This window comes from Cellvibrio polysaccharolyticus, from assembly GCF_015182315.1.
In the GTDB taxonomy this organism is placed as follows: domain Bacteria; phylum Pseudomonadota; class Gammaproteobacteria; order Pseudomonadales; family Cellvibrionaceae; genus Cellvibrio; species Cellvibrio polysaccharolyticus.
The window spans coordinates 3,629,117-3,653,756 of the sequence record NZ_PRDL01000001.1 but is presented as its reverse complement, the minus strand read 5'-3'; the positions used below and the strand labels follow the sequence as shown (position 1 = coordinate 3,653,756).

The following is a 24,640-nucleotide window of genomic DNA, read 5'->3' as shown; positions in this document are numbered from 1 at the left end:
CATTTTTTACAAGCCCAACAGCGCGACCGCGTCTTCATAGCAATCAACATCCACACAAGCACTCGCCACATTGGCGAAGCGGGATTCGTCCAGCGTGTTGTCATTCCATTTTTTAATTTGCGACAACAACCAGTGCATATCGCTGGCACGGGGTGAAGTTTCCGGCGCATTGAGGTTGCGGATGATCTGCTGGATAGCGTGGTATTTTCTCACGTGAACCTGCTCCGAGCATACGAAGGGAATAATGTCGTATTCGCTCAGTGCGGCATAAATCGGGGCGAAGTCGGGGGTGTTATGAATGTCCCGCTGCGCTTTGATCAGCGCGGCAGTTAATGCCCGCAAGGTGTGCGGGTGCTGCGCTGCCCACTCACTGGTGGTTGCCAGCACCTTGTCGGTCACCGGCGGAATAATCTCCCGGCTGGTGGCGACAATCTGGCTGACGCCGGATATCTCTCCCTGGCTGTTCCATGGCTCTCCTGCGCAGAACCCATCAATCATGCCGCGTGATAACGCCTCCACCATATAAGACGGCGGCAGGCTGGCCAGCTTGCTGTCGGCGGCTAGTGTTTCATCCGCCCGTGCCAGCCATTCGCGCAAGCAATAGTGGTGCAGGGAGTGATTGAATACCTGGGCAAAACGGATGTTTTTACCGGCCTTGATGGCCTCTACCACTTTGTGTGCGCTGCTGTAAGGCGGCTCATTCGGCTCGATATGCAATTCATAGCAAAGCGCCTGGCTCAGGCTGATAAACGCGGTGTTCACACTCAGGGTCAAGGGGGTTGTTAAAGGTACGCCAATCCTGTCGCTGCCGATGGCCGCCGCCGGCAGCATGGCCGACAGGCAGTGAGCTGCATCCAGCACGCCAAACGCCAGTCGGTCGCGCAGGCTTGCCCAGGAGGCTTCCTTGACCAGATTGACCTGCAAGCCGAATTCCTGAAAGTAACCCCGGCGGTGCGCCCAAATAAGTGCCACACAATCCAGCAGCGGAATATAGCCCAGATCAATATCGGTTTTTTCGAGTGATGGCATGGGCTTAATCCCGCAGATGGCTGTTGAGCAGTTGTTGTGCGTCGAGCAGGCGCCGCGCCATTTCGCCCATGGTGACGCGGTGGCTCATGGCATTTTTGCGCAGCAATTGAAAGGCATCGTCCTCACGCAAGCCGTGTAAACGCATCAGCAGCACCTTGGCTTTTTCGATGTCTTTGCGGTCGGCCAGTTTGGCTTTGGTGTCTTGCAAATCCTGTTCGAGTTGTTTGTGTTTTTTATATTGCTCGATAGAAATTTCAAGAATGGTTTGCAACCGCTCCGGTTCAATACCATCCACGATATAAGCGGTTACGCCCGCCTCAATGGCCTGTTTGATGGTTTCCTTGTCAGAGCTTTTGGTGAACAGCACGGTCGGTAAATCGTAGCTGGCAACGCAGTTTTCAATAATGTCGCGATGGGGGTGATCCATATCCAGCAAGATCACATCCGCCTGTAGCGGCTCGGGGTTAAATAAACCGCGATGATCAATAGCAATGCTGGCGACCACTTCAAAATCGTGACTGGTAAGGCGATCGCTAACAAAGCGGGCGCGTTCCTCGTCATCATCAATTAATACGATTTTCAGTTTACCCATACACAGTTTTTGGCAACGCTGAATAACCGCGCCCTTACCACCCGTCATTTATTGGAAGGGAAGAGCAAAGCAAATAGGGTGCCAGTCACCCGCTTTTGGGTAATTGGTGGCAGGGCGCGGCGGTTATGGCAATCCTGTGGTTGGGTTGCGCTTTAATTTGGTGCGCATGCCCGGTCAATGAAACATAAACGAGCATGCTTTGGGTGCCGCCGGTGCTTTTACCGCGTTAAAACGTTTGTTTTCCTTCTCTGGCACAGAGCTTGCAATTTACCTTATGAGTCAAAGACGACTCTTCATATTGTTAGACGGCCAACGACGTCCGTTCTGATCGGCTCCGGAAACCCTCAGGGAAATTCCGGAAGTGCATTCACGTTCAGTTCAGAAGGAGAAGGCGATGTCTACGGTTTTACCTGCCCCCAAAGCGACCAAAATACAGCTATTTAATTTTTCCACGCCAGCAATGCGTGCCTTCCATATGAGTTGGCTGGCATTTTTTGTGTGCTTTTTTGCCTGGTTTGCCTGCGCCCCTTTAATGCCGGTTATCGCGGGTGAATTTGATTTAAGCAAAGATCAAATCGCCAACATCAATATTGCCGCCGTGGCGATTACCATTCTGGTTCGGCTGATTGTTGGCCCCTTGTGCGATAAATACGGCCCACGCAAAACCTACACCGCCTTATTATTAATTGGCAGTATTCCTGTTTTTGGCGTTGCCTCTGCCAACAGTTACGAATCCTTTTTGTTTTTCCGCATGTTGATTGGCGCCATTGGTGCCAGCTTTGTCATCACCCAATACCACACCAGCATTATGTTTGCGCCCAACGTGGTTGGCACTGCCAACGCCACCACTGCCGGTTGGGGCAATGCCGGCGGCGGCGCCACCCAGGCATTAATGCCGCTGTTACTGGGCGCGCTGGTGATGTTCGGTGTTGAGCAAAGTATGGGCTGGCGCATTGCGCTGCTGGTGCCGGGCATTCTGATGGTTATTGTCGGCGTGCTTTACTGGAAATTCACCCAGGATTGCGTGCAAGGCAACTTCAGTGAGTTGCGTGCGCTGGGCATCAATGCCGGCAGCGATAAAAAAGGTGGCCTTGCCATTCTGGCGCACGCCGCCCGCAATTATCGCGTCTGGGTACTTTTTGTTACCTACGCCGCCTGCTTTGGCATTGAAATTTTTATCCACAATATTGTGGCGATGTATTACGTCACGCATTTCGAATTCGGTTTGAAAGAAGCGGGTCTGGCAGCGGGCATCTTCGGTTTGCTGGCGCTGTTTGCGCGCTCTCTCGGTGGTTACCTGTCTGACAAGATAGCGCTGAAAAAAGGGCTGGATGGCCGCACACAAATCCTGTTTTTTCTGATCCTCGGCGAAGGTCTTTTTCTGATGCTGTTTGCGCAAATGAGCAGCGTCACTCTGGCCATTCTCGCCATGACCATTTTTGCTTTATTCACCCACATGGCTTGCGGTGCAACCTACGCGCTGGTGCCGTTTATTGATCGCCAGGCATTGGGTGGTGTGGCCGGCATTATTGGTGCCGGTGGTAACGTCGGCGCGGTTGCCGCCGGGTTTTTATTGAAGGGGATGATGGATATTCAATCCTGTCTGATGATGTTGGGCGCGCTGGTGGTGATTGCTGCCGGTTGTGTGCTGCTGATTCGCTTTTCTCCTTCGCACAAAGAAAAAGAGCAACAACTTTTTGAACAGGCGTTGATTGAGCGCAACACCACGGCTTGATCCAACCACAGGAGATAGATGATGAAACTGGTAATGGTAGGGCATGGCATGGTCGGCCATAAATTTATCGAAAGCGTGCTCGAAGACGCTAGCGATGAACTGGAAATAACCATTCTTGCGGAAGAGCCGCGCATTGCTTATGACCGTGTGCAGCTAACCTCTTACCTTTCCGGAAAAAGCGTAAAAGACCTGACGCTCGCCAGGTCGGATTTTGCCGACGCCTTCGGTATCGATTTGCGACTCAATACCCGCGTCAGCCACATTGACCCGGTAGCCAAAACCGTAACCACCGCACAAGGTGATGTTATCCAGTGGGATAAGCTGGTGCTGGCTACCGGCTCTTATCCGTTCGTGCCGCCCATTGAAGGCAATCAGCGCGAAAACTGTTTTGTTTACCGCACCATTGACGACCTGGATGCTATTCGCAAAGCCAGTGAAAAAGCCCTGACCGGTGTGGTAATCGGTGGCGGTTTGCTGGGGCTTGAAGCTGCCAAAGCACTGACCGATTTGCAACTGAAAACCCACGTTGTGGAATTTGCGCCGCGTTTGATGGCGGTGCAAATTGACGATATCGGCGGCCAGGTACTGCGTAGAAAAATTGAAAGTCTCGGCGTGTCGGTACATACCCAAAAAGCCACCAAAGCCATTGTTGATGGCACCACAGCAAAACACTGCATGCAATTTGCTGATGGCACGTCGCTTGAAACCGATCTGATTGTGTTCTCGGCCGGTATTCGCCCGCGTGATGACCTTGCCCGCGCCAGCGGTTTGCAACTGGGTGAACGCGGCGGCATTGTGATCAACGATCATTGCCAAACTTCCCACGCGGATATTTACGCGATTGGTGAATGTGCCCTGTGGCAAAACCGTTTGTACGGTTTGGTTGCGCCGGGTTATGACATGGCTCGCATCGCGGCGCAGCATGTTATTCAAAGTGAAGCACCGGCTTTTAGCGGTGCTGATATGAGCACCAAGTTGAAGTTGATGGGCGTTGATGTGGCGTCGGTGGGCGATGCCCACGGTACAACGCCGGGCGCACTCAGTTATTTTTACGCTGACGAAGAAACCCTGGTTTACAAAAAAATTGTTATCAACGCCGAAAAAACCCGCTTGCTGGGCGCGGTGCTGGTAGGTGATGCCACCGAGTACAGTCAGTTACTGCAAATGTTACTGAACGATATGCCGCTGCCGGAAAACCCGCAGAGTTTGATTATGCCCGGCGGTAGCGGTGCCTCCAGCGCCAAAGGTGGCAGCGGTGTTGACCTGCTGCCGGAAAGCGCCATTATCTGTTCGTGTAATAACGTTTCGAAAAAAGATATTTGTCAGGCGATCAGTGATGGCTCTACGTCACTGTCGGCACTGAAAAAATGTACCAAGGCCGCCACGGCTTGCGGCGGTTGTGCGTCTCTTGTCGGGCAAGTGCTTAAAGCAGAATTGCAGCGTCAGGGCGTTACGGTTAACAACCATCTTTGCGAACACTTTCCGTATTCGCGTCAGGAGCTCTATCACCTGGTACGCGTTAACGGGATTAAAACCTTTGATGCCCTGATTGAACAACATGGTCACGGTTTGGGCTGCGATATCTGCAAACCGACCGCTGCCAATATTCTTGCCTCCTGCTGGAATGACTTTGTGCTGGAACCCTCGCACGCCGGCTTGCAAGACAGTAACGATTACTACCTGGGCAACATTCAAAAAGACGGTTCCTATTCGGTGGTGCCGCGTATTGCGGGTGGCGAAATTACCCCGGCCGGTTTGATCACCATCGGCAAGGTTGCCGAAAAATATAATCTCTACACCAAAATTACCGGCGGGCAGCGTATTGATATGTTCGGTGCCCAGGTGCATCAGTTGCCGGCTATCTGGGAAGAATTGATCGCTGCCGGTTTTGAGTCCGGCCATGCCTATGGCAAGTCCCTGCGTACCGTTAAATCCTGTGTAGGCAGTACCTGGTGCCGTTATGGGGTAGACGATTCCATTGGCCTCGCGATTGAACTTGAAAATCGTTACAAGGGTTTGCGTTCGCCGCACAAATTAAAAATGGCGGTATCCGGTTGCACCCGTGAGTGCGCCGAGGCACAGAGTAAAGATGTTGGCATTATCGCTACCGAACGCGGCTGGAATTTATACGTTTGTGGCAACGGCGGCATGAAGCCACGCCACGCCGAGTTGCTGGCGTCCGATCTTGATAAAGCCACATTGATTCGCTACATCGACCGCTTTTATATGTTCTACATTCAAACCGCCGACCGTTTACAGCGTACCAGCGTATGGCGCGATAACCTGGAAGGCGGCCTGGATTATTTGAAAGCGGTAATTGTGCAGGACTCTCTCGGCATTGCTGCCGAGCTGGAAAATCGCATGGATCATGTGGTCGATACTTATCAGGATGAATGGCGTACCGCCGTTGAAAATCCCGAGGTGCGTAAACGCTTTAAAACGTTTATCAACGCCACCGCACAACAAGACCCCTACATTCAATTTTCTGAAGAGCGCGGGCAAATTCGACCGATGACGCAACGTGAACGTTTAACCGATGCCATTCCTGTGGTTGAAGTGTGAGTAACCAGGAGAAGATGATGAATTCCAAAACCCGAAACACCTGGTTTGATATCTGTGCACTGGAAGATATTACCCCCAACACCGGCGTTGGCGCCGCGATTGATGATCAACTGATTGCGTTGTTCCGCGTTGGCAATGAAGAGCGGGTGTATGCGCTCAGCAACACTGACCCCTTCAGCAACGCGAATGTGATGTCTCGCGGCATACTCGGCGATATTCAGGGCGAGCGCGTGGTGGCCTCGCCGATTTACAAACAACATTTCAGCCTGGCAACCGGGCGCTGCCTGGAAGATCACGAAAAGAAATTGCTGGTCTACCCGGTGAAGCTGGAAAACGGCCGGGTGCTGGTCAGTAGCAAGCCGCAAAAAACCTACATCACCCACCAGGCGCCACAACAGGAAAAAATGAAACTGGTGTTAATTGGCAATGGCCTGGCCGGTATGCGTTGCCTGGAAGATTTGCTGGATATGGCACCGGATCGTTACGAGGTAACGGTGATTGGCGAAGAACCCTGGGGTAATTACAACCGCATTATGTTGTCACCGGTTTTATCCGGCGAAAAAACCATTGAAGATATTATGCTGCACCCGCCGCTCTGGTATGTAGAGCAGGGCATTCGTTTTCTCGGTAATGACCCGGCGGTTTATATTGACCGCACCGGCAAGCGCGTACTCACGCAATCCGGACACGCGGTAGATTACGATCGCATTATTCTGGCTACCGGTTCGCGCCCGTTTATTCCACCGGTGCCCGGCAATGATTTGAAAGGCGTACTCAGTTTCCGTGACATTTATGATGTTAATCAGATGATCGAGTACAGCAAATACCACAAACATGCAGTGGTCATTGGTGGTGGCTTGCTCGGGCTTGAAGCGGCCTGGGGACTGAAGCGCCGTGGTATGCAGGTTACTGTTTTGCATCTGGCGCACCGCCTGATGAATCGCCAGCTGGATGAGCGCGCCGGGCAATTGCTGCGCACCAGCATCGAAGCCAAAGGTATTGATGTAATTACCGGCGCAGTGACCGAAGAAATTCGCGGTGAAGACGGCAAAGTAACCGGCGTGTTACTGCAAGATGGCAAGGTGCTGAATGCTGACCTGGTGGTTTTTGCGGTGGGTATTCGCCCGAATATGGCACTGGCAGAAAAATCCGGCTTGCGTTGTCACCGCGGCGTTATCGTTAACGACACCATGCAAACCTGGGACCCGGCTATCTACGCAGTGGGCGAATGTATTGAGCACCGTGGTGAAACCTTTGGTCTGGTAGAGCCGCTGTGGGGGCAGGCATTTATTTGCGCGACCCATCTGGCAGAACACGGCAGCCTGACTTTCAAATCGCGACCGGTGCCAACGCAGTTGAAAGTCAGCGGTGTGGATGTATTTTCGGCGGGTGATTTTGATCCGCAAGATAGCGACTACGAAGACATTATTCTTAACGATGAAAAGCGCAATATTTATAAGCGCATTATTGTTCGCAAAGATAAAGTGATCGGTGCTGTGCTGTTTGGCGATACCGAAGATGGCGCCTGGTACGCCGAGCTGATCAGTGATCAAACCCCGGTCAGCAGTTTCCGTCACAAGATGCTGTTTGGTCGTGACTTCGCGCTGAAAAGTACCAACGCTGCCTGATGCCAATAAACGAACAGGTCCAGTCAATGAGTAGGACTAATAAATGAATATGATTCCTTTGATCAGTGCTGACCCGGTTACCCTGACTACCTGCCCTTATTGCGGAGTAGGTTGCGGTGTGAAAGTGACGCAAACCGCTGGCCAGGTGCACGTTGAAGGTGATACCGGGCATCCGGCCAATTATGGCAAGCTCTGTATCAAAGGAAGCAATCTTGGCGATACTCTGGGGCTGTCAACCCGCTTGTTGCAACCGCAAAAAAATCGCAAGCCGGGGCGGCAAGCCATTTCCTGGGATGAAGCAACCCAAACCATTGCTGATAAATTTCAACAGTGTATTGATCAATACGGCCGCGACAGCATTGCCTTTTATGTGTCCGGCCAGTTACTCACCGAAGATTATTATGCGGTGAACAAATTTGTAAAAGGCTATCTCGGCACCGCCAATATTGATACCAACTCGCGCTTGTGTATGTCATCAGCTGTGGCCGCACACAAACGCAGCTTTGGTGAAGACATTGTGCCGGGCAGTTATAGCGATTTTGAAAAAACCGAAATGGTGGTGCTGGTCGGTTCCAATACCGCCTGGTGTCACCCGGTTTTGTATCAACGTATTATTCAGGCGAAAAGCACCCGGGATAATTTGTTCGTGGTGGTAATTGATCCGCGCTTTACCAGCACCTGTGAATTTGCCGACTTGCATTTGCCGGTGTTGCCAGGCCAGGACGTAGCGCTGTTTAATGGTTTGTTGCAGTACTTGTCCCGTAATGGTTACGCCGACGCGCAATACATTGAAGCTCACACCTCCGGTCTGGAAGAGTCGCTGGCCGTTATGCAGGATGAAACAGACCCAGCCTGGGTTTCTGAAAAAACCGGCATTGCTCTGCCAAAACTGCTGCAGTTTTTTGAAGCCTTTGCCCGCACTGAAAAAGTCATGACGCTGTTTTCGCAAGGCGTTAATCAGTCATCCCAGGGCACCAATAAAGCTAACAGCATTATCAACTGCCACCTGCTCACCGGAAAAATTGGCAAACCCGGCGCATCGCCTTTTTCCATGACTGGCCAGCCCAATGCCATGGGCGGGCGCGAAGTGGGTGGCCTGGCGAATATGCTGGCGGCGCATCTGGAACTGGATAACCCGCAGCATCAACAGCTGGTGCAAAATTTTTGGCACAGCCCGCTGATTGCCGATAAACCAGGTTTAAAAGCGGTGGATCTATTCCGTGCGGTAGAGTCCGGAAAAATCAAAGCGATCTGGATTATGGCCACCAACCCGGTGGTCAGCTTGCCCGATGCCGAGCAGGTAAAGCGCGCGCTGGAAAAATGCGAGTTTGTGGTGGTATCCGATATCTGCACCGATACCGACACTACCGCCTACGCCGATATTTTATTACCGGCACTTGGCTGGGGTGAAAAAGACGGCACAGTAACCAACTCCGAGCGGCGCATTTCCCGTCAGCGTGCATTTTTGCCCGCGCCGGGTGAAGCAAAAGCTGACTGGTGGGCGATATCCCGCGTTGCCCGTGCCCTCGGTTTTTCCGGTTTTGATTTTAACCACCCGGCTGATATTTTTACCGAGCACGCGGCTTTGTCGGCGGCCGGTAATTCCCACCCGGATCAGCGCGATAGTGCCAGCGCCTTTCGCTACTTTAACCTCTCCGGGCTGACTGCGCTGAATCCCCAAACCTATGATAATTTGGCGCCGGTGCAGTGGCCGGTGTTAGCGTCGGATGAACTGCAAAATATGTCACGGCCTGGCACTGTTCATGAATCTGACAGCAGCGCGGAGCACATTTACCGCGCTGGTAATTTCAGCCATGTGCAAACGCGTGCAAAATTTATTGCCACGGCGGCTATTGACCCGGTCAATGCGATTAGCGGTGCTTACCCGCTGGTGCTAAACACCGGCCGCATTCGCGACCAGTGGCATACCATGACCCGCACCGGTCTGTCGGCCAATTTAAGTTCACACATCATCGAGCCTTTCTGTGAGATACACCCGCTGGATGCCTTGAAATACGGCATCACCGAAAAAGGCCTGGTGTCTGTAGAGTCCGCCTGGGGGCGTTGTGTGGTGCGCGCCAATATCTCGCAAAATATGCGGCGCGGCCATATTTTTGCACCGATTCATTGGACTGATCAAACCGCTTCTGATGCGCGCATCGGTCAGGTGGTTAATCCCGAAGTGGATGCCATCTCCGGAGAGCCGGAATTCAAACACACGCCGGTATTTGTGCTCCCGTTCTTTACCAAATGGCAGGGCGTTTTGTATGTGCGTCACGGGCAGGAAAGCGCCTTTGATGAATTTTTACAGCGCTGCTCCTGGTGGACAAAAATTACTACCGCAAAAGCCAGCCGTTATGAACTGGCTGATCGCCGGTTGTTCACCGATGCCATACAAACCGTAAAAGCCTTACCCGGTTTTAAAGCGGAAGATTATGAATGGTTGCACTACGACGATACCTGTTCCCAGTTGAGCCATAGCCTGGTGTTGAAAAATGGTTTACTGGTGGCCAGTTTGTATATTGCACCGCCGGATTTGCTGCCCAACCGCGAATGGGTTGCTACCTTGTTCAAACGTGAACGCCTGAGCGCCATGCATCGCAAAGCTTTGCTGGCCGGTTTGCCCATGTCAGTGCAGGCCAATGATGGCCCGGTAGTGTGCAGCTGTTTCAAGGTGGGTAAAAACAAAATTATTAAAACTATTCGCGAACAGAATATCAGTGATGAAAAGCAGGTAACCGCTTGCCTGAAAGCGGGTGGCAATTGTGGCTCCTGTTTGCCGGAAATTCGCGGGTTGATCAAGGCGTGCCAACATGAGGCCGTTGCCTGATGAAAAAACCGTTGCCGTTGGTTGATCTGGTTATTCTCGCTGGCGGTCAGGCCGTTCGTATGGGCGGCGAAAATAAACTCTTGCAAAATTTTGATGGCCAGCCGCAGTTGTTGAAAATCATCAGCCAGCTGCGTGATGATGTTGCGCAATGTTGGGTAAATAGCCACCGCGATCACGCGCGCTACCAGACAATGGTTAGAGACGTTCGCTGTTTTACCGATGCGCCCGCCGGTTTCTGCGGGCCGCTTGCCGGTATGCGAACGGCCTGGTCTGTGGTTGCCGCCGATTATGTGTTATTTGTGCCTTGCGATATCACCTGGATACCGACGCGACTGGTTGAGCAAATGCTGGCACAACTTGCTGAACAAACGGAAGCCCGGGTGGTTTATGCCACCATTAATGGGGACGCGCTTTATCCTTTGTGTTTAATGCACCGCAGTGCCGAACCGGTATTGCAGCAGCATCTTGACCAGCAGCAATTCAGCTTGCACCGTTGCTTTAAGGCATCAGGCGCAGTTTGCGTGAATTTTTCCAATGCCCGGTCAGTGTTGCACAGCATCAACTCCATCGCCGAGATGGAAATCTATCGTCAATCCGCGGCGTGATTCGGAAAACTTATGCAGCAGTCATCCATGGTAAAGCAAACTCTTGTAACCGATTGCGGCTCTGAACCCGGGCTGATCTCCATCGACACCGCAATGGCGTTACTGTCAACCTCGGTAACGCCGTTAGCGGTTGAACGCATTCCGGTTGCACAAGCCTGTCAGCGAACGCTGGCGAGTGACACATTTGCCGCCGTGGATTTGCCGGCTTTTTCGCAAAGTGCGGTGGATGGTTATGCGTTGCGCATCAACGGTTCTGCACCTGCCGGTAGCCGCTTTACATTGTCGGGCGAGATCAGAGCCGGACAGGTCGTTGACCGGGTACTGCAACCGCAGCATGCCGTGCGTATTTTTACCGGCGGAAAAATTCCACCCGGCACCACCACCGTTGCCCGTCAGGAAATTGTTCAGCGGGTTTCGTCATCCGGTATTGAATTGCTGGCAGCGTTGGAGCCGCACCGGGATATTCGCGATGCCGGTGAAGAATGTCGCAAGGGCAGTTTGCTGGCGCAAGCCGGTCAGTATTTAAACGCCGGTGCTATTGCTGCACTCGCCATGGCGGGTGTGTCCCAGGTGGCTGTTTATCGCTTGCCGCGTGTTGCGCTGCTGATTACCGGTGATGAAGTGTCCAGCCGGGGGCAAGCTGCCGATTCGGTAGATGACGGAAAAATACACGATGCCAATGGCCCTTTGCTGTCGGCGTGGTTTCAACAACACGGCATCGCTTGCGAGCGCTTTTATGTTGAAGACTGTATGGACACGGTTGCGCAAACCCTGGCGCAACTCAAAGCAAATTATGATCTGGTGATCAGCACCGGTGGTGTGTCCGTAGGGGATTATGACTTTATCCGGGCGGCGGCAAAGACATCCGGTTTTGAGCAGGTGTTTTGGAAAGTAGACCAAAAGCCCGGCAAACCGTTATTTTTTGCCCGCTGTATTGCCAATGAAACTGTTGGTAAGGACACCGGCAGTAACGAGCAAAATAATTGCTACCTGCTGGGTTTGCCCGGCAATCCGGCGGCGGTTTATGTGACGATGCAAGTCTACGGAAAAATATTGCTTAATGCGTTACAGGGCGTGAGCCACTTGCCGCAATGGTTTCCGGCGCGATTACAGGCACCGATAAAAGCAGACAAGCGCGAGCGCCTTTTACGCATGGTGTATACCTTTGTTAACGGCGAAATCGTGGTGAGTAACCCCGGCAATCAGCAATCCCATATGCTGGGAAATCTATTCCAAACCAACTGCCTGGTGCGCATTCCTGCCGATGAAAGTTTATCGGCAGGAATGCGCGTTTTTTGCCAGATTACCAACCTGTTCCAGGCTTATTGAAACGTGGTTCGAACGCCCAAGGTAAACTGCCGGGGTTCGCCGTAGGTGTTATAAGTATTAAGCCCTCCGGTTCTTGCGTACCAGCTATGGTCGAAAAGATTGTTAACTGAAAGTGTCAATGTGGTATCTCTACCCACATGGTACCCGGCGTGAGCATTGAAAATGGCAACACCGCCTTGTTCGCGTATACCTTTTTCTCCCGTGCCAATGATGGCGCTTCTGGCTTGAATACCACCGCCGATAAAAAAGCCTGCAAGGCTGGCCGGTTCATAGCGTGTATAAAGTTTGAGAGACTCGCGCGGCTCGAACAATGAAAACCATTCATCCTGCATGGATTGGTGTTTGTGATAGCGAGTATCCTGATAGGTATAACCGACAGATATATTCAAACCGGCTAGAGGGCTTCCGGAAAGTTCCAGTTCAAAACCATCCACGCGCACTTCACCGGCTGCCGCATACACATTGGGTGTGAGCGTCGGCATTGCTCTGTTAAGGTCGCGTACATCAAAATAGGCAAAAGAGACATTTAGTTTTTCATTCAACAAGCGCGCTTTAATACCCAGCTCATACTGCTCTCCTTCTCTGGGCTTCAGAAGGCGATTTTGTTGATCCCGCATAAATTGCGGAATGAAAATATCTGAAAAACTGCCGTAAATTGAAATGTCAGGCGTCGTTTGCCAAACTGCAGCCACGTAGGGAGTGAAGTGTTCACTTTCTTCTGTACTGGTACTGAAGGCAGTTTCCTGTGAAGGCGCCACATTGCGGCTTTTATTGGACATGTCACTGAGGCGCCCGCCGAGAATCAATGTCAGCGGATCTGTAACGGAAAGACGCGCCTGAGTGTAATAACCACTTTGTTCAAACACGTTGGCGTTACCGCGCAGATAAGGTCCATCTGGCTCAATAATGCTGTCAGGATCAAAAATGGAAACATTTTTAATCAATGGGAATGTCACAGATCTTCCGGCATAGTCACGTTTTTCGCGATTGTATCCCAGCGTAACTTGATGAACTCTGTTCCAGAGTGTTAGCGGGCCTGCAGCATAAAGATCCATTGCCGTGCGATTGGTCATGCCATGATTTTTTCGTGCGGCGTAGTCCGTTGTGAAACTTTCCGGATCAACACCCACCTGCGGTGCGGGATAGGCGTCCTTGAAAAATTTATCCTGCTCTCTGTCCAGTCCTTTGGCCCGAATGATCCAGCCGTTTTCCATGCGGTGTTCCAGCTCTGCGAAATATTCCCGGGTCTCCCAGGAAAAAAAATTCCAGGATGGGTAAACATGTGTCGAGCGGGGGACCCGGAGAAATCCACCGGTATTGAATGCGGGTAATCCCATGGAGGGCGAGTGAAAATCATCTTGCTGATGTGTGATGCCAATCGATAGGGTAGTTTGTTTGCTCAGATCAAAATCCAGTGTGGCATAACCAAGCCACTTTTCCTCGTCGCCCTTGTCATAATAAAACCCGCGGTCTTGCCAGGTTGCTACCGCACGACCTCGAACATTTCCTGAATCACTGATCGGCCCTCCGATATCAATATCACCTCGCCAGTTATTCCAGGAGCCTGCACTGGCACCTCCGGATAGCGCGAAGGTTTCAGTGCCCCGTTTGCGAACGAAATTAATACTGCCTCCTGGCTGCCCCGTGCCTTGATAAACGCCATTGGGGCCACGAAGTACCTCAATACTTTCGTAAATTGCCATATCAAATTCCTGCGTGCCGCTACCGCCATTGCCTGAGGGCACACCATCGTAGGTAATTTCGAGGCTGTATCCGCGCGCCTGATAATCAGGATTGGCGCCATCAAAGGGCGTGACGGTGGTGCCGGTTACCTGTTGCAGTACATCACCAAGGGTGTGCAAGTTTTCTTCGTTCATTCGGCGCCGGTTAATGACTGTAACCGAGCGAGGCTGTTCCAGCCACTTCACTGCTGTTTTGCTGCCGGCGGTAGTGGTTTCCGGAGCGTAACTATCACCATCTGTGGCGGCAGTAACACTGACCTTTGGCAAAGTGACTTCTGCAGCCCAGCCTGGAGCGCCGCACAGGCCACTCACTACAAGTGCTAATGGCAGGCGCAGTTGTGTGATCTTGAATAACCGACGGGCGGATGTTTGGTTTTTGTTCAATTTTGTGTGTTCCCCAAGTCTAATATTGTTGTGTGTTGTTATGTTATAACATTATTATGGCGGGGTGAATTGTTAAATAAATAAGGTGTTGCGGCTGCTTTGAGATGGAGGGCAGTTGAGGTCAATAAAAAACCTGTGCCTGCCCGATGAAGTGATGAAGTGATGAAGTGATGAAGAGGAAAGTGAATTATCGGGTGCTGTCAGCCCGAGGGGTGATTGCTAGCGAATATCTTTGCCGCTGGGCCACAGGCGAGCAGCCCCTCGTACGCCTGATGAATCTCCCCAATAAGGGGGAGCGACTTTTCCATGCCACGAATCTGCGAAGATATGTTTTTCAATAACCTTCGGTAGCTCGTGGTAGAGCATGGGAATATTGGACAGCCCGCCGCCAATGACTACCACGTCCGGATCAACCACATTGCAAATAGATGCGATGGCGCGACCGGTTCGGTTAATCAAGGCAGAAATTTCATAGATAGCGGCGGTATCACCTGATTGGGCAAGCGCCGCAATCGTCGCGCCGGATTCGCTGCGACCGGTGCGTTCGCGAAAACAGCGAGTTAACGCTGTGCCGGAAATCCATTGCTCCAGACAACCTTCCTGGCCGCAATAACAGCCGGGGGCATTTTGCTCGCCGGAGTTGGCCCATGGCAGCGGGTTGTGCCCCCATTCGCCGGCAATGCCCTGGCTGCCTTCAACAAGGCGGGAATTAATAACAATACCGCCCCCGCAACCGGTGCCGAGAATAATCCCGCAGACAATATTTTTACCAGCGCCAGCCCCATCGTAAGCTTCAGATAAGGCAAAGCAATTGGCATCGTTCGCGAATTTAACCGAGCGCCCCAGCGCATTTTCGAGATCTTTATTAAAGTCGCTGTTATTCAAATACAATTTGTTGGAGTTGCGAATTTTTCCGGTATGCGGGCTGATTGAGCCCGGCATACAAACGCCAACACTGGCGCTCAGCTTTAATTGCTTTTCAATATCTTTTACCAGGTCGCGTACACTGGTGATGGCTTTTTCATAACTGTCCGGTGTGTCGGTGCGCACCCGTGCGCAAAAATTGCCATTATTATCAATGGCCGCTGCTTCAATTTTTGTGCCGCCAAAATCAATTCCGATACGCATTACCAGTAAGACTCCCACACCTGTTCAAAGCGCAGAAGCGCTTCGAGGTAGAAATAATCTCCCCAGATGCAATATTCATCGACGCCGATATTTTTCGGTTTATGGTAAACGCCGTGCTTTAGCAAACCGCTGCCGCTGTCTTCGCTATTTGCGGCGTAGTGTTTGATCAGTTGGCTCATTATTGCGCCCGCTGCGGCCTGCCAGGTTTGTCGGTCCGGATCAAGCAAGGGTAAATGGCGTAATAATTCCAGCATTCCACACACGGCAATCGCGGCGGCGGAAGAATCTCTCGGTTCATCACCTTCGGTAAATACCAGGTCCCAATAACAAACCAGATCGGTTGGCAGGCGATTGAGAAAATAATTGGTCAGTCGCGCTGACTGCGCAATCAATTGCGGGTTGCGATAATAACGGTAAACCAGAGGGAAACCGCTGATACCCCAGGCCTGGCCACGCGCCCAACAGGAGGAATCGGAAAAGCCCTGATGCGTTGTACCTTTGCGCGCTGCACCGGTTTTTACATCCATAAAAAAAGTGTGAAAGGTGGATGCATCCGGACGGATCAAATAGCGCATGGCTTTTTCAATATGCTTGTTGGCTGCATTGCGAAAGCGCTGATTGCCGGTTTCTTCACTGGCCCAATACAGTAGCGGCAAATTCAGGTTGCAATCAATAATCATCCGTCCGGCTTCTTCCGGGTCGTTGAGGTTGCCCCAGGCTTGTACAATTTCGGCGCTGGGCAAGTAGCGTTCGTATAAACACTCGGCTGCTTTCAGCGCGGCACTTCTTGCGAGGGTATTGCCGGTAATTTTCCAGGCGGCAACACAGGACAGCGAATATAAAAACCCCAAATCGTGATGGTCTACGACAATGCGTTGGTCGATGCGCTCGGCAAACGATTGCACCTGCTTTTCGGCGGCTTCTCGGAATACTGCATTGCCGGACATTTCATAAGCCAGCCACAATTGCCCGGTCCAGAAACCATTGGTCCACTCGATATTATCAATGGCCGGGTATTCCCCATTTTCTGATGAGGGCGCCGGAAAGCGATCACCAAAAATAGCCAGCCCCTTTTGCAACCGCGCCAGCGCCCGGCCTTTTGCATCTGCCAGCAATGCCGGCGTGAGACCATCCAGTGCGGTAAATTGCTCGGGGTGGGAAATGGGTTCTCTGCCAGTTTCCAGCAGATGATCTGCATGCGGATTTGTCGAGGGCATTGGGGGACTCCGAAAATGCTTGCCTGATTGAGTTATCAATTCGCAGGAGGGCAAATCCATGCGCTTTTGTTAACGATAACAACAGGGCTTGTTATCTGCAAGTACCTTTTGCAATCAAGTTTAAAAAGTGCGGAAAAATAAACGAAAGCAGGTAAGAGAATTTGTTGGAAGTTTCGGCGTGTTGGGTATTTCAGATTGGCTCAATGCGAGTTTGTCAGGAGGGTACAGGTTCCAAAACCGTCGAGTCAGGGATGACTCGAGGGAGCTACAAGGATGTATTTATGCGTTTTTGGAACCTGTACCCTCCTGACAAACGGACGGAATAACTCGTCGCGCCAAGTCTATCGCAGTAACTCGTCAGCCAGCAGGTGCTTTACTAACCGGCCCCGTTGAGTCGCGTTTCATTAATTTGTAAGGCGCAACAAAATGTCTAACCACGCCATCGTGTTCAGCGGTGTGCGGTGTGGTTTTTAAAATATCATCAAGCATGGTTACAGCGGCGCGCGCCATATCGGTGAGCGGTTGGTGAATGGTAGTCAGTTGCGGCCACACCGCGGTTGCCATCGCTGTGTCATCAAAACCTGCCACGCTGACATCTTGCGGTACCTTCAAGCCAAGCCCGTGCGTCACAGCAAGAATTCCAGTAGCCATTTCGTCGTTGCAGGCAAAAATAGCGGTGGGGCGTTTTCTTTTCGGAACGTCCAGTAATTGTTTGCCCAGCTCAAGGCCGCGCCGGTAACTGAAATCGCCTTCCGGCATCCACTCCGGTGGTACTTCCAGATTGGCTTCTGCCATAGCTGCAAGAAAACCTTCGGCGCGGTTGTTGGCCGGGGAGTGGCGCGGGTCGCCTTTTACAAAAGCAATTTTGGTATGACCAAGGCTTTGCAGGTAATTGGTCATAGCGCGGGCGCCGGCAAAATCGTCAATCAACACCGCTGGCGAGTGCAGCCGTGGGCTGCCGGACGCGAAGCTGAGCGGCAAAATATCGTAGCGCCGTGCCATTTGTTGTGCTTCCTGCGAGTCGCAAATTGGCGGCGGTAAAATTACGCCCTGGGCACCGAGTTCGATCAATTTTTTCAAGGCATCAATTGGTTGCGGATGAGCCAGCAAGGGTTCAATTAAAAGCTGACAACCGAGCGTGCTGCTGGCACTGAAGGCGCCCATTAAAAAATCGCCCAGGTTGGATGACTTGGGGTTGCTGAAAATAATTCCAATACGGCGCTGGCCACTGCGTGCGGCGCGTGCGGCAAGGTTGGGAATATAGTTGAGCTGACGAATGGCTTCTTCAACACGCTTGCGCATTTTGTCGCTGACCGACGCCGATCCGTTGACCACCCGGGAAACTGTCATCGAAGAAACACCGGCCAGTTCGGCCACGTCATGCACGGTGGCGGATTGCCGTGTGTCGTGCAGCGCATCGGTTGCTGAAAGGGTGGTGGATGTTTTGGAATTGCTGTTTTTGTCTTTCATTCGTGTCTGTTTCTGGCGTCACCGGCAATAGTTTTCGGGTGTCGGTAGGGTGAGTCGGGACTGCTGTGTTCGGAAGGATAGCGCCAAGTGTACTCCTCTGCCAGACCGCTGTGACGACCAGTGAATAAGAGCGGGTGTTATGGCGGTTTTTCCGTAAAAAGGAGTTACCTTTGGTATCGTTATCTTAGTCTGTTTGTTACCGGCTTGTCAGCAAGGCGGCGTTTCTGCCGGTTGGTGGCTATAAGGACGTTTTAAGCCGTTAAAAATTCACATAAAAGGCTTGCGATGTTGTTTTGTTATCGATACCATCAATTTTGTGTGCTTCATGAAGGTTTCTCTATCGCACCACAGGTGTCTTCCAAATCCTGGATAAAGCTAATAAAAGGGTGGAAATAATGAAAATCAAACTTAACAAGCTGGTTGTTGCTTTGGCAGCGGCCGGTGCCGTCACCAGTCTCTCTCCGGTTGTTCTCGCGCAAAACGGTGCTATTGAAGAAGTGGTTGTGTCGGGCATTCGTAGCAGCCTGGAAACATCGGCTGCTATCAAACGTAATTCCGGCGAAGTGGTTGAATCCATTACCGCTGAAGATGTGGGCAAGTTGCCCGATCCTAACGTAGCAGAAACGTTGACCCGTATTCCCGGTGTTCAAGGTTATCGCTACGGTGGTGAAGGTGCGTCGCCCGTGGGCGAAGGCAGCGGTTTGACGGTGCGCGGTTTGTCCGGGCAAACGGCATCCCGTTTGAATGGCAGAACCTATTTCACCGCCGGTGGCCGCGAATTCAATATTGAAAGCGCGATTCCTGGCATGATTGCCGGTATCGACGTTTTCAAAAACCCCAGCGCCAAACATGTTGAAGGTGGCATTGGTGGTTTGATCAACATCCGCACCCGCCGCCCGTTTGATCTCGACGAGCGCGTGATCAGTGGTTCAGCAACCGCGCGTTACAACGATTTTGTTGGCGAAGTAAAACCGGAAGTGTTCGGCTTGTATTCCGAGCGCTGGGATCTTGAAGGTGGTGGCGAGTTGGGCTTCCTGTTTGCCGGTACGCAACAAAAAAGCCATAACCGTTCCGACTCTACCCCAAGCAACACCGGCGCCAGCCTGAGACGTGCGGTGCGTGCTGACTCTGCCGAGTACGCCGGCTTGTCCGCTGCTGACCAGAGTTACGCCGGGCGCACCGATATCTGGCGTTTGGTGGATGCGAAAGCGGGTGATAACCCGAGTGATTTGATTGCCACAACCTCGCAAAACGCGCACGTGTTTCAGGAAGATATCAAACGTGACCGCCGCGGTTTTAATACCGCTGTGCAATGGGCGCCGCACGATGATTTTGAGTTGTACGTTGAAGGTAACTACAACTACTACAAATACGAACAGGACTACCGTTTCCTGATCATGAGCGACAGCCGCACCGTGCAGGATTTGCAAACAGAATTGTTTGACACCACCGAAGCCTGGGTTGACCGTAATGCCAACGGCGGTGAAAACGAAGTGCTGGCACAACACGCACTGACTTCCGGCACTTTTCTGGATTCCACATTCAATGCCCAATCCGGTAAGGAAGATCGTCCTTACGAAACCTGGTTGGTAGCAACCGGTTTTGACTGGAATGTGAGTGACCGGTTAAATGTAAAAACTGATATTTCTTATGTAAAAGCCGATCAAACCCAGGATAACCGCAGCGTTACCCTGCGCCCGAAAGCCGGCAATACCTGGGACATTACCCGCAATTTAAAAGGCTCGCCTCATAACATCAGTATTGCCGGGCCGAGCGTTGCCGATGCCGGTAACTTTGTATTCTTTGATTACGGTAACGGCACCAATCAGGTATTCGATGATAGCGGTTATGCGATTCAAACCGACTTTGAATACAAGCTGGATGGTTTCTTTAATGCGTTATTGTTTGGTGCACGTTTTGCTACGCAAGAATCCAATTATCACAACTACAGTTACGGCGGTCGTGCGTTAACTACCGATGGCTTACCGCTGCGTGCCGATCAGTCCAATGCTATTTCCGCTGCCGATTTTGCGCAGCTGACCGAATTGGCACCGCGTGACTGGGTGAGAAATAAAACCGATTTCGCCGGTGGTTATCTGGTGGTGAAGCCTTCGGTATTACACGGCAGCGCTGTGCGTGACAGTTTCCCGCTGGCGGGTATTCAGGCAAATGGCAGCCTTGCCGAGAACGTCACATCACGCCGCTGGGCACAGGAAGATACGCTTGCCGCTTACGTGATGGGTGAGTTTGCGACAGAGAACGAGCGTGTGCGCGGTAATATCGGCGTGCGGGTGATTGACGCCGATGTATCTACGCGCGCAATGGTGATCGACGCTTCCGGGGGAACCTCACAAATTGTTGCGCAAAATGCTTCAACGTCCAATGTGGATGTGTTGCCATCGCTGAACATTACCATTGATTTGCAGGACGATCTGTTGCTGCGCTTCGGCTACAGCAAGGGCATTACCCGTCCGAACCTGGGTGCCATCAGCCCGACCATTTCGGTTGACCAGACCACCGGTAAAGGCGGCGCCGGTAACCCTAACCTGAAACCGCTCGAAGCAGACAGTTATGACATCTCTCTTGAGCGTTATTTCAGCCCGACCAGTTACGCCGCCATCGCTGTTTTTAATAAAGATATTGATGGTTTTATCAATTCGGTAGAATCATGTGAGACGGTGTCCATTGCACCGGCTTATACCGGGGTGATTGATAACTACTGCTCCGGTGGCCAGTACATGATCAGCCGTCAGATGAACTCCGAATCCGGTTATGCGCGTGGTGTTGAGCTGTCTGCACAAACCTTCTTTGATTTCTTGCCGGGTATCTGGAGCAACTTTGGTGTGTCCGGTTCTTACACGCACGTAAAAACCGAAAACCCGATCTTGCGTGAAGGGCGTATCGTCAACGTGCCGCAGGCTTTCCAATCCGATGACAGCTACAGCGTTGCCGGTATGTATGAGAATGGCGGTTTGTCGGCGCGTGTGGTTTACACCTGGCGCTCTGACTTTATTCTGTTCGGCGTTGCGGCAACACCGGCGGTGGGGCGCTACATAAAAGCTTACGGCGTATTGGATGCATCGGTTAATTACGATCTTTCTGATAACTATAAACTGACCTTGACGGCATCCAACCTGACCGACAGCGCACCTTCACGTTATGTGGGTGAGCCGGGTGCAGTAACTACCGGCTTCCAGAACCAGTATTACGTCAATGGACGCAATTTCTCGGTAGGCATCAGCGCAAGCTTTTAATTGAGTGTTCAGCTTTTAGCATGGGTAGATCCCGTTGGAGGCATCTTCGGATGCCTCGTTTTTATAGTCGTTCATACCGGTTTGACGCAAAGGGTTGTTATTCGAGCAACCTGCCATTAACAGGCCGGCATTAACAAAGGCATAGTCTGATGAAAAAAACGATAACAACATTTTTATCTTTACTGGTGTTGCTGTTCTGCTCCAGCCAGGCGCAGGCGGCTACAAAAAACACCGAAGAAGTGCTGGTATCGCCAGACGGCAAGCTTCAAATAACCTTGTATTACAGCCAGACGGAAAAAGGTAAAGCGTCTCTGCATTATCGTGTACAAAAAGATAAAAAAGCGGTGATTGAAAAATCCGCTTTACATATGGATCTGGACAACCATTTATCCGAATGGGCGCTGGCCATTAAAAACACCCCGCAGGGCGACTGGTTTGCTGGCCTCGCTATGGGGGAAGTAAAAAGAAGTAACCATAAAAATACCTGGCAGCCGGTGTACGGTGAACGCAGCAACGTGCAAGACCATTACAATGCCATGCAAGTTGCCTTCGTGCATCAAACCAACGATGCCTACACCATGCACCTTGATGTGCGTGCTTACGACGAAGGCATTGCCTTTCGTTATTTTTTCCCTGACAACCCCACCGGCATTTATTACCGGGTAATGGCCGAGAATACCGAATTCACCTTGCCGGAAAAAACCATGGCCTGGTTCACTCCCTGGGCGCAAGGGCCGGACAGCCGTTTGCCACTGAAAGACTGGCCAACGACCAGCGAGCGCCCGTTAGTACTGGAGTTACCGAACGGCTTGTTTGCTGCGCTGGCAGAGGCAAACGTGACCGACTATGTACGCACCAAATTTGCATTGGCCGAACGGAAGAATACCGTAATAACCCGCATGCATGACCCGGTGGATTTGATTACCGGCACTGGCACGCCATGGCGCGTGGTGATGGTGGCAGACAGCGCTGCTGCGCTGATTGAAAATAATGATATTTTGCTCAACCTGAATGAGGCATCGCGTATTGCCGATACCTCCTGGATTAAACCGGGAAAAATTGTTCGGGATATGTCACTGACCAACGAAGGCGCATTCGCCTGGATTGATTTTGCGGCGCAACACAATCTGCAATATTTGTTGTTTGATTGGAAGTGGTACGGTCCGGCATTCACCTTTGAATCCGATGCGGGCAAAGTGGCGATTGATCTGGATATGCAACGTATCATTGAATACGGAAAATCCAAAGGCGTGGGCATCTGGCTGTACGTCAATCAGCAGGCATTGTTGAAACAGGATGCAGAAATATTTCCCATCTATAAAGAATGGGGCGTAGTCGGCGTTAAGTACGGATTCGTACAAGTAGGCGCACACCGCTGGACTGCCTGGCTCTATGACTCCATCAAGCGTGCGGCAGAAAATCAGTTGATGGTAAACATTCACGATGAGTTCCGTTTTACCGGCGAACAGCGTACCTGGCCCAACGTGGTAACGGTAGAAGGTATTCGCGGTAACGAAGAAATGCCGGATGCCACCCACAATGCCACCTTGCCATTTACACGCGGGCTGGCGGGCATGGGCGATTACACCATTTGCTATTACTCGGATCGCATTAAAACCACCCATGCCCACCAATTGGCCTTGGCGGTGGTGATGTACAGTCCGTTGCAAACCCTCTTCTGGTATGACAAAGCCAGTGACTACACCGGCGAAAAGGAAATCGAATTTTTCGCCAAAGTGCCCACCGTATGGGATGATACCCGCATCCTGTCTGGCAACATCAGTGAGCATATTGTCACCGCTCGCCGCTCCGGCGATGACTGGTTCCTCGGTGCCATTACCAATAACGACAAGCGCAGCATTAGTGTCAACTTTGATTTTCTTGACGCTGGTGGTCGCTACAATGCACGCGTTTACTATGATGACCCCACTTCTACCAGCAAAACAAAAGTCTCTATCAAAGACCTGGTGGTAACCCGCGAATCTGTTGAAAACTTTGACTTGCAGGCATCTGGCGGCATTGCTATTCATATCGCAAAACAATAATTGATCTCGCGTACAGCAAGGACGCTCGCGGCTGATAAAGGGCTCTTCACCTTGAAAACGTTCACCCACGGGCTTTGCTGATGAAACTATCCGCCGTGTTACGACTAGTGGCAATTCCGGCTCTGCTACTGGCAGCCAGCCAGGCGCAGGCAACGCTCTATAAAATTGCTACCGACATCCAGGCCGACGGCACCGCCGGACGTTTATTGTCGGAATTTTCCGAGCGCGTTGAACAAAGAACCGAAGGCCGCGTCACATTCAAAATTTTTCACGGTGGTGTGCTGGGCGACCAGTTGCAATATTTTCAACATATTCAGCGCGGCGTGGTTGATGTAGGGTTAATCAACAGCGCCTCGCTGGAGTCGGTCATCCCCGCCTTTGAAGTTATCAATATGCCTTACCTGTTTCGTTCCGCAGAGGAATACCGGCAGGTAATGGATAACGACTTGTTCCGCGATGCACTTTTTGAAGCCGCCAGCAAACACCGCTTCGCGTTTCTGGGTTATCTCAGCAGCGACTTTCGCAGCATCTACAGCACCCGCCCGATAAAAAACCATGCGGATTTGCAATCACTGCGTTTGCGCACCATCTCCAGCCAAACCTACATTGATATGCTGGTGCGCTTCGGTGCCGTACCCACGGTTTTATCTTTTGGGGAACTCTACTCTGCGCTGCAACAAGGTGTTGTGGACGGCGCAGAAGGTGGTGTAGCGGGTATTTACGAAGCGCGTTTCAGCGATGTCACCAAGCACGTACTACTGACCGAACATACCCGCCTGACCGACTTCGTGGTGAGCAGTTTAAAGTTTCAGCAGAGTCTGAGTGAAACAGACCGCCTTATTGTGAACGAAGAATTCGCCCGCATCAGCGCCAACTCTATTACCTACGCCGAAGAAAAAGAACAGCTGTTCAAACAAAAAGCAATTGATGAGGCCGGGGTGCAATTTTATGAAATTGATAAAACACCGCTGATTAAGGCGGTGGAACCCATGTACGAAAAAGCCATGCAAGACCCTGAAAAAGCAAAATTACTCAAAGCCATATTCGCCATTGAAAAACGTTCCTGAGTTATCAGGAGAAAAATAGTCAC

At 51.7% G+C, this 24,640-nt stretch carries 15 protein-coding genes; 9 read left to right on the top strand and 6 right to left on the bottom strand.

Features of this window, described 5'->3' with window-relative positions; genetic code table 11:
- Positions 1-6: 6 nt before the first annotated feature.
- Together C4F51_RS15315 and C4F51_RS15310 are read right to left on the bottom strand one after the other, a co-directional pair.
- A complete protein-coding gene (locus C4F51_RS15315) occupies positions 7-1,029 on the bottom strand; it encodes a CmpA/NrtA family ABC transporter substrate-binding protein (protein WP_193911269.1) in 1,023 nt (340 codons plus the stop codon).
- Between the two features lie 4 nt (positions 1,030-1,033).
- Positions 1,034-1,621, bottom strand: coding sequence for an ANTAR domain-containing response regulator (locus C4F51_RS15310; protein WP_193911267.1), 588 nt, complete (start codon positions 1,619-1,621; stop codon positions 1,034-1,036).
- A 394-nt stretch (positions 1,622-2,015) separates the two neighbouring features.
- Between C4F51_RS15310 and C4F51_RS15305 the strand changes: the two genes are divergently transcribed.
- Genes C4F51_RS15305 through C4F51_RS15280 form a run of 6 tightly spaced genes read left to right on the top strand, consistent with a single transcriptional unit; the run spans position 2,016 to position 12,310 of the window.
- Complete coding sequence (locus C4F51_RS15305; RefSeq protein WP_193911265.1) at positions 2,016-3,356, top strand: MFS transporter; 1,341 nt, start codon at positions 2,016-2,018, stop codon at positions 3,354-3,356.
- A gap of 18 nt (positions 3,357-3,374) precedes the next feature.
- On the top strand, positions 3,375-5,918 hold the full coding sequence (gene nirB, locus C4F51_RS15300) for a nitrite reductase large subunit NirB (protein WP_202987702.1): 2,544 nt from the start codon (positions 3,375-3,377) through the stop codon (positions 5,916-5,918).
- Between the two features lie 14 nt (positions 5,919-5,932).
- Positions 5,933-7,546 (top strand): nitrite reductase small subunit NirD, encoded by a 1,614-nt coding sequence (nirD, locus tag C4F51_RS15295; protein WP_193911263.1) that lies wholly within the window; start codon positions 5,933-5,935, stop codon positions 7,544-7,546.
- Between the two features lie 43 nt (positions 7,547-7,589).
- Complete coding sequence (locus C4F51_RS15290) at positions 7,590-10,376, top strand: nitrate reductase (protein WP_193911261.1); 2,787 nt, start codon at positions 7,590-7,592, stop codon at positions 10,374-10,376.
- Positions 10,376-10,981, top strand: coding sequence for a molybdenum cofactor guanylyltransferase (gene mobA / locus C4F51_RS15285; protein WP_193911259.1), 606 nt, complete (start codon positions 10,376-10,378; stop codon positions 10,979-10,981). Before C4F51_RS15290 ends, mobA begins: the two co-directional genes overlap by 1 nt.
- A gap of 27 nt (positions 10,982-11,008) precedes the next feature.
- Positions 11,009-12,310, top strand: coding sequence for a molybdopterin molybdotransferase MoeA (locus tag C4F51_RS15280; protein WP_193911257.1), 1,302 nt, complete (start codon positions 11,009-11,011; stop codon positions 12,308-12,310).
- On the opposite strand, the gene C4F51_RS15275 is transcribed toward C4F51_RS15280, so the two are convergent.
- From C4F51_RS15275 to C4F51_RS15260, 4 genes are all read right to left on the bottom strand, one after another.
- Positions 12,304-14,238: a TonB-dependent siderophore receptor gene (locus C4F51_RS15275; RefSeq protein ID WP_328701435.1), complete on the bottom strand. Its 1,935-nt coding sequence runs from the start codon at positions 14,236-14,238 to the stop codon at positions 12,304-12,306. The genes C4F51_RS15280 and C4F51_RS15275 overlap by 7 nt on opposite strands.
- Positions 14,239-14,655: 417 nt before the next feature.
- On the bottom strand, positions 14,656-15,564 hold the full coding sequence (locus tag C4F51_RS15270; RefSeq protein WP_193911253.1) for an ROK family protein: 909 nt from the start codon (positions 15,562-15,564) through the stop codon (positions 14,656-14,658).
- Complete coding sequence (locus C4F51_RS15265; RefSeq protein ID WP_193911251.1) at positions 15,564-16,781, bottom strand: glycoside hydrolase family 88 protein; 1,218 nt, start codon at positions 16,779-16,781, stop codon at positions 15,564-15,566. The genes C4F51_RS15270 and C4F51_RS15265 overlap by 1 nt, the downstream gene beginning before the upstream one ends.
- Positions 16,782-17,138: 357 nt before the next feature.
- On the bottom strand, positions 17,139-18,251 hold the full coding sequence (locus C4F51_RS15260; RefSeq protein ID WP_193911249.1) for a LacI family DNA-binding transcriptional regulator: 1,113 nt from the start codon (positions 18,249-18,251) through the stop codon (positions 17,139-17,141).
- Positions 18,252-18,646: 395 nt separating this feature from the next.
- Here C4F51_RS15260 and C4F51_RS15255 point away from each other — a divergent pair, with 395 nt between their 5' ends.
- From C4F51_RS15255 to dctP, 3 genes are all read left to right on the top strand, one after another.
- Positions 18,647-21,505 carry a TonB-dependent receptor gene (locus C4F51_RS15255; protein WP_202987701.1) on the top strand — a complete coding sequence of 953 codons (2,859 nt, stop codon included), beginning with the start codon at positions 18,647-18,649 and terminating at the stop codon, positions 21,503-21,505.
- Positions 21,506-21,654: 149 nt separating this feature from the next.
- A complete protein-coding gene (locus C4F51_RS15250; protein ID WP_193911247.1) occupies positions 21,655-23,550 on the top strand; it encodes a glycoside hydrolase family 97 protein in 1,896 nt (631 codons plus the stop codon).
- An 80-nt stretch (positions 23,551-23,630) separates the two neighbouring features.
- Positions 23,631-24,617, top strand: a complete 987-nt coding sequence (gene dctP, locus C4F51_RS15245; RefSeq protein ID WP_193911245.1) for a TRAP transporter substrate-binding protein DctP — start codon at positions 23,631-23,633, stop codon at positions 24,615-24,617.
- Positions 24,618-24,640 lie beyond the last annotated feature (23 nt).

Bases quoted from the DNA above. Each gene is read 5' to 3' on its own strand.
- nirB (WP_202987702.1), top strand. From the start codon at position 3,375: ATGATGAAACTGGTAATGGTAGGGCATGGCATGGTCGGCCATAAATTT.
- C4F51_RS15310 (WP_193911267.1), bottom strand. From the start codon at position 1,621: ATGGGTAAACTGAAAATCGTATTAATTGATGATGACGAGGAACGCGCC.
- C4F51_RS15265 (WP_193911251.1), bottom strand. From the start codon at position 16,781: ATGCCCTCGACAAATCCGCATGCAGATCATCTGCTGGAAACTGGCAGA.
- mobA (WP_193911259.1), top strand. From the start codon at position 10,376: ATGAAAAAACCGTTGCCGTTGGTTGATCTGGTTATTCTCGCTGGCGGT.
- C4F51_RS15280 (WP_193911257.1), top strand. From the start codon at position 11,009: ATGGTAAAGCAAACTCTTGTAACCGATTGCGGCTCTGAACCCGGGCTG.
- C4F51_RS15255 (WP_202987701.1), top strand. From the start codon at position 18,647: ATGAAAATCAAACTTAACAAGCTGGTTGTTGCTTTGGCAGCGGCCGGT.
- nirD (WP_193911263.1), top strand. From the start codon at position 5,933: ATGATGAATTCCAAAACCCGAAACACCTGGTTTGATATCTGTGCACTG.
- C4F51_RS15270 (WP_193911253.1), bottom strand. From the start codon at position 15,564: ATGCGTATCGGAATTGATTTTGGCGGCACAAAAATTGAAGCAGCGGCC.
- dctP (WP_193911245.1), top strand. From the start codon at position 23,631: ATGAAACTATCCGCCGTGTTACGACTAGTGGCAATTCCGGCTCTGCTA.
- C4F51_RS15305 (WP_193911265.1), top strand. From the start codon at position 2,016: ATGTCTACGGTTTTACCTGCCCCCAAAGCGACCAAAATACAGCTATTT.
- C4F51_RS15315 (WP_193911269.1), bottom strand. From the start codon at position 1,029: ATGCCATCACTCGAAAAAACCGATATTGATCTGGGCTATATTCCGCTG.
- C4F51_RS15260 (WP_193911249.1), bottom strand. From the start codon at position 18,251: ATGAAAGACAAAAACAGCAATTCCAAAACATCCACCACCCTTTCAGCA.
- C4F51_RS15290 (WP_193911261.1), top strand. From the start codon at position 7,590: ATGAATATGATTCCTTTGATCAGTGCTGACCCGGTTACCCTGACTACC.
- C4F51_RS15250 (WP_193911247.1), top strand. From the start codon at position 21,655: ATGAAAAAAACGATAACAACATTTTTATCTTTACTGGTGTTGCTGTTC.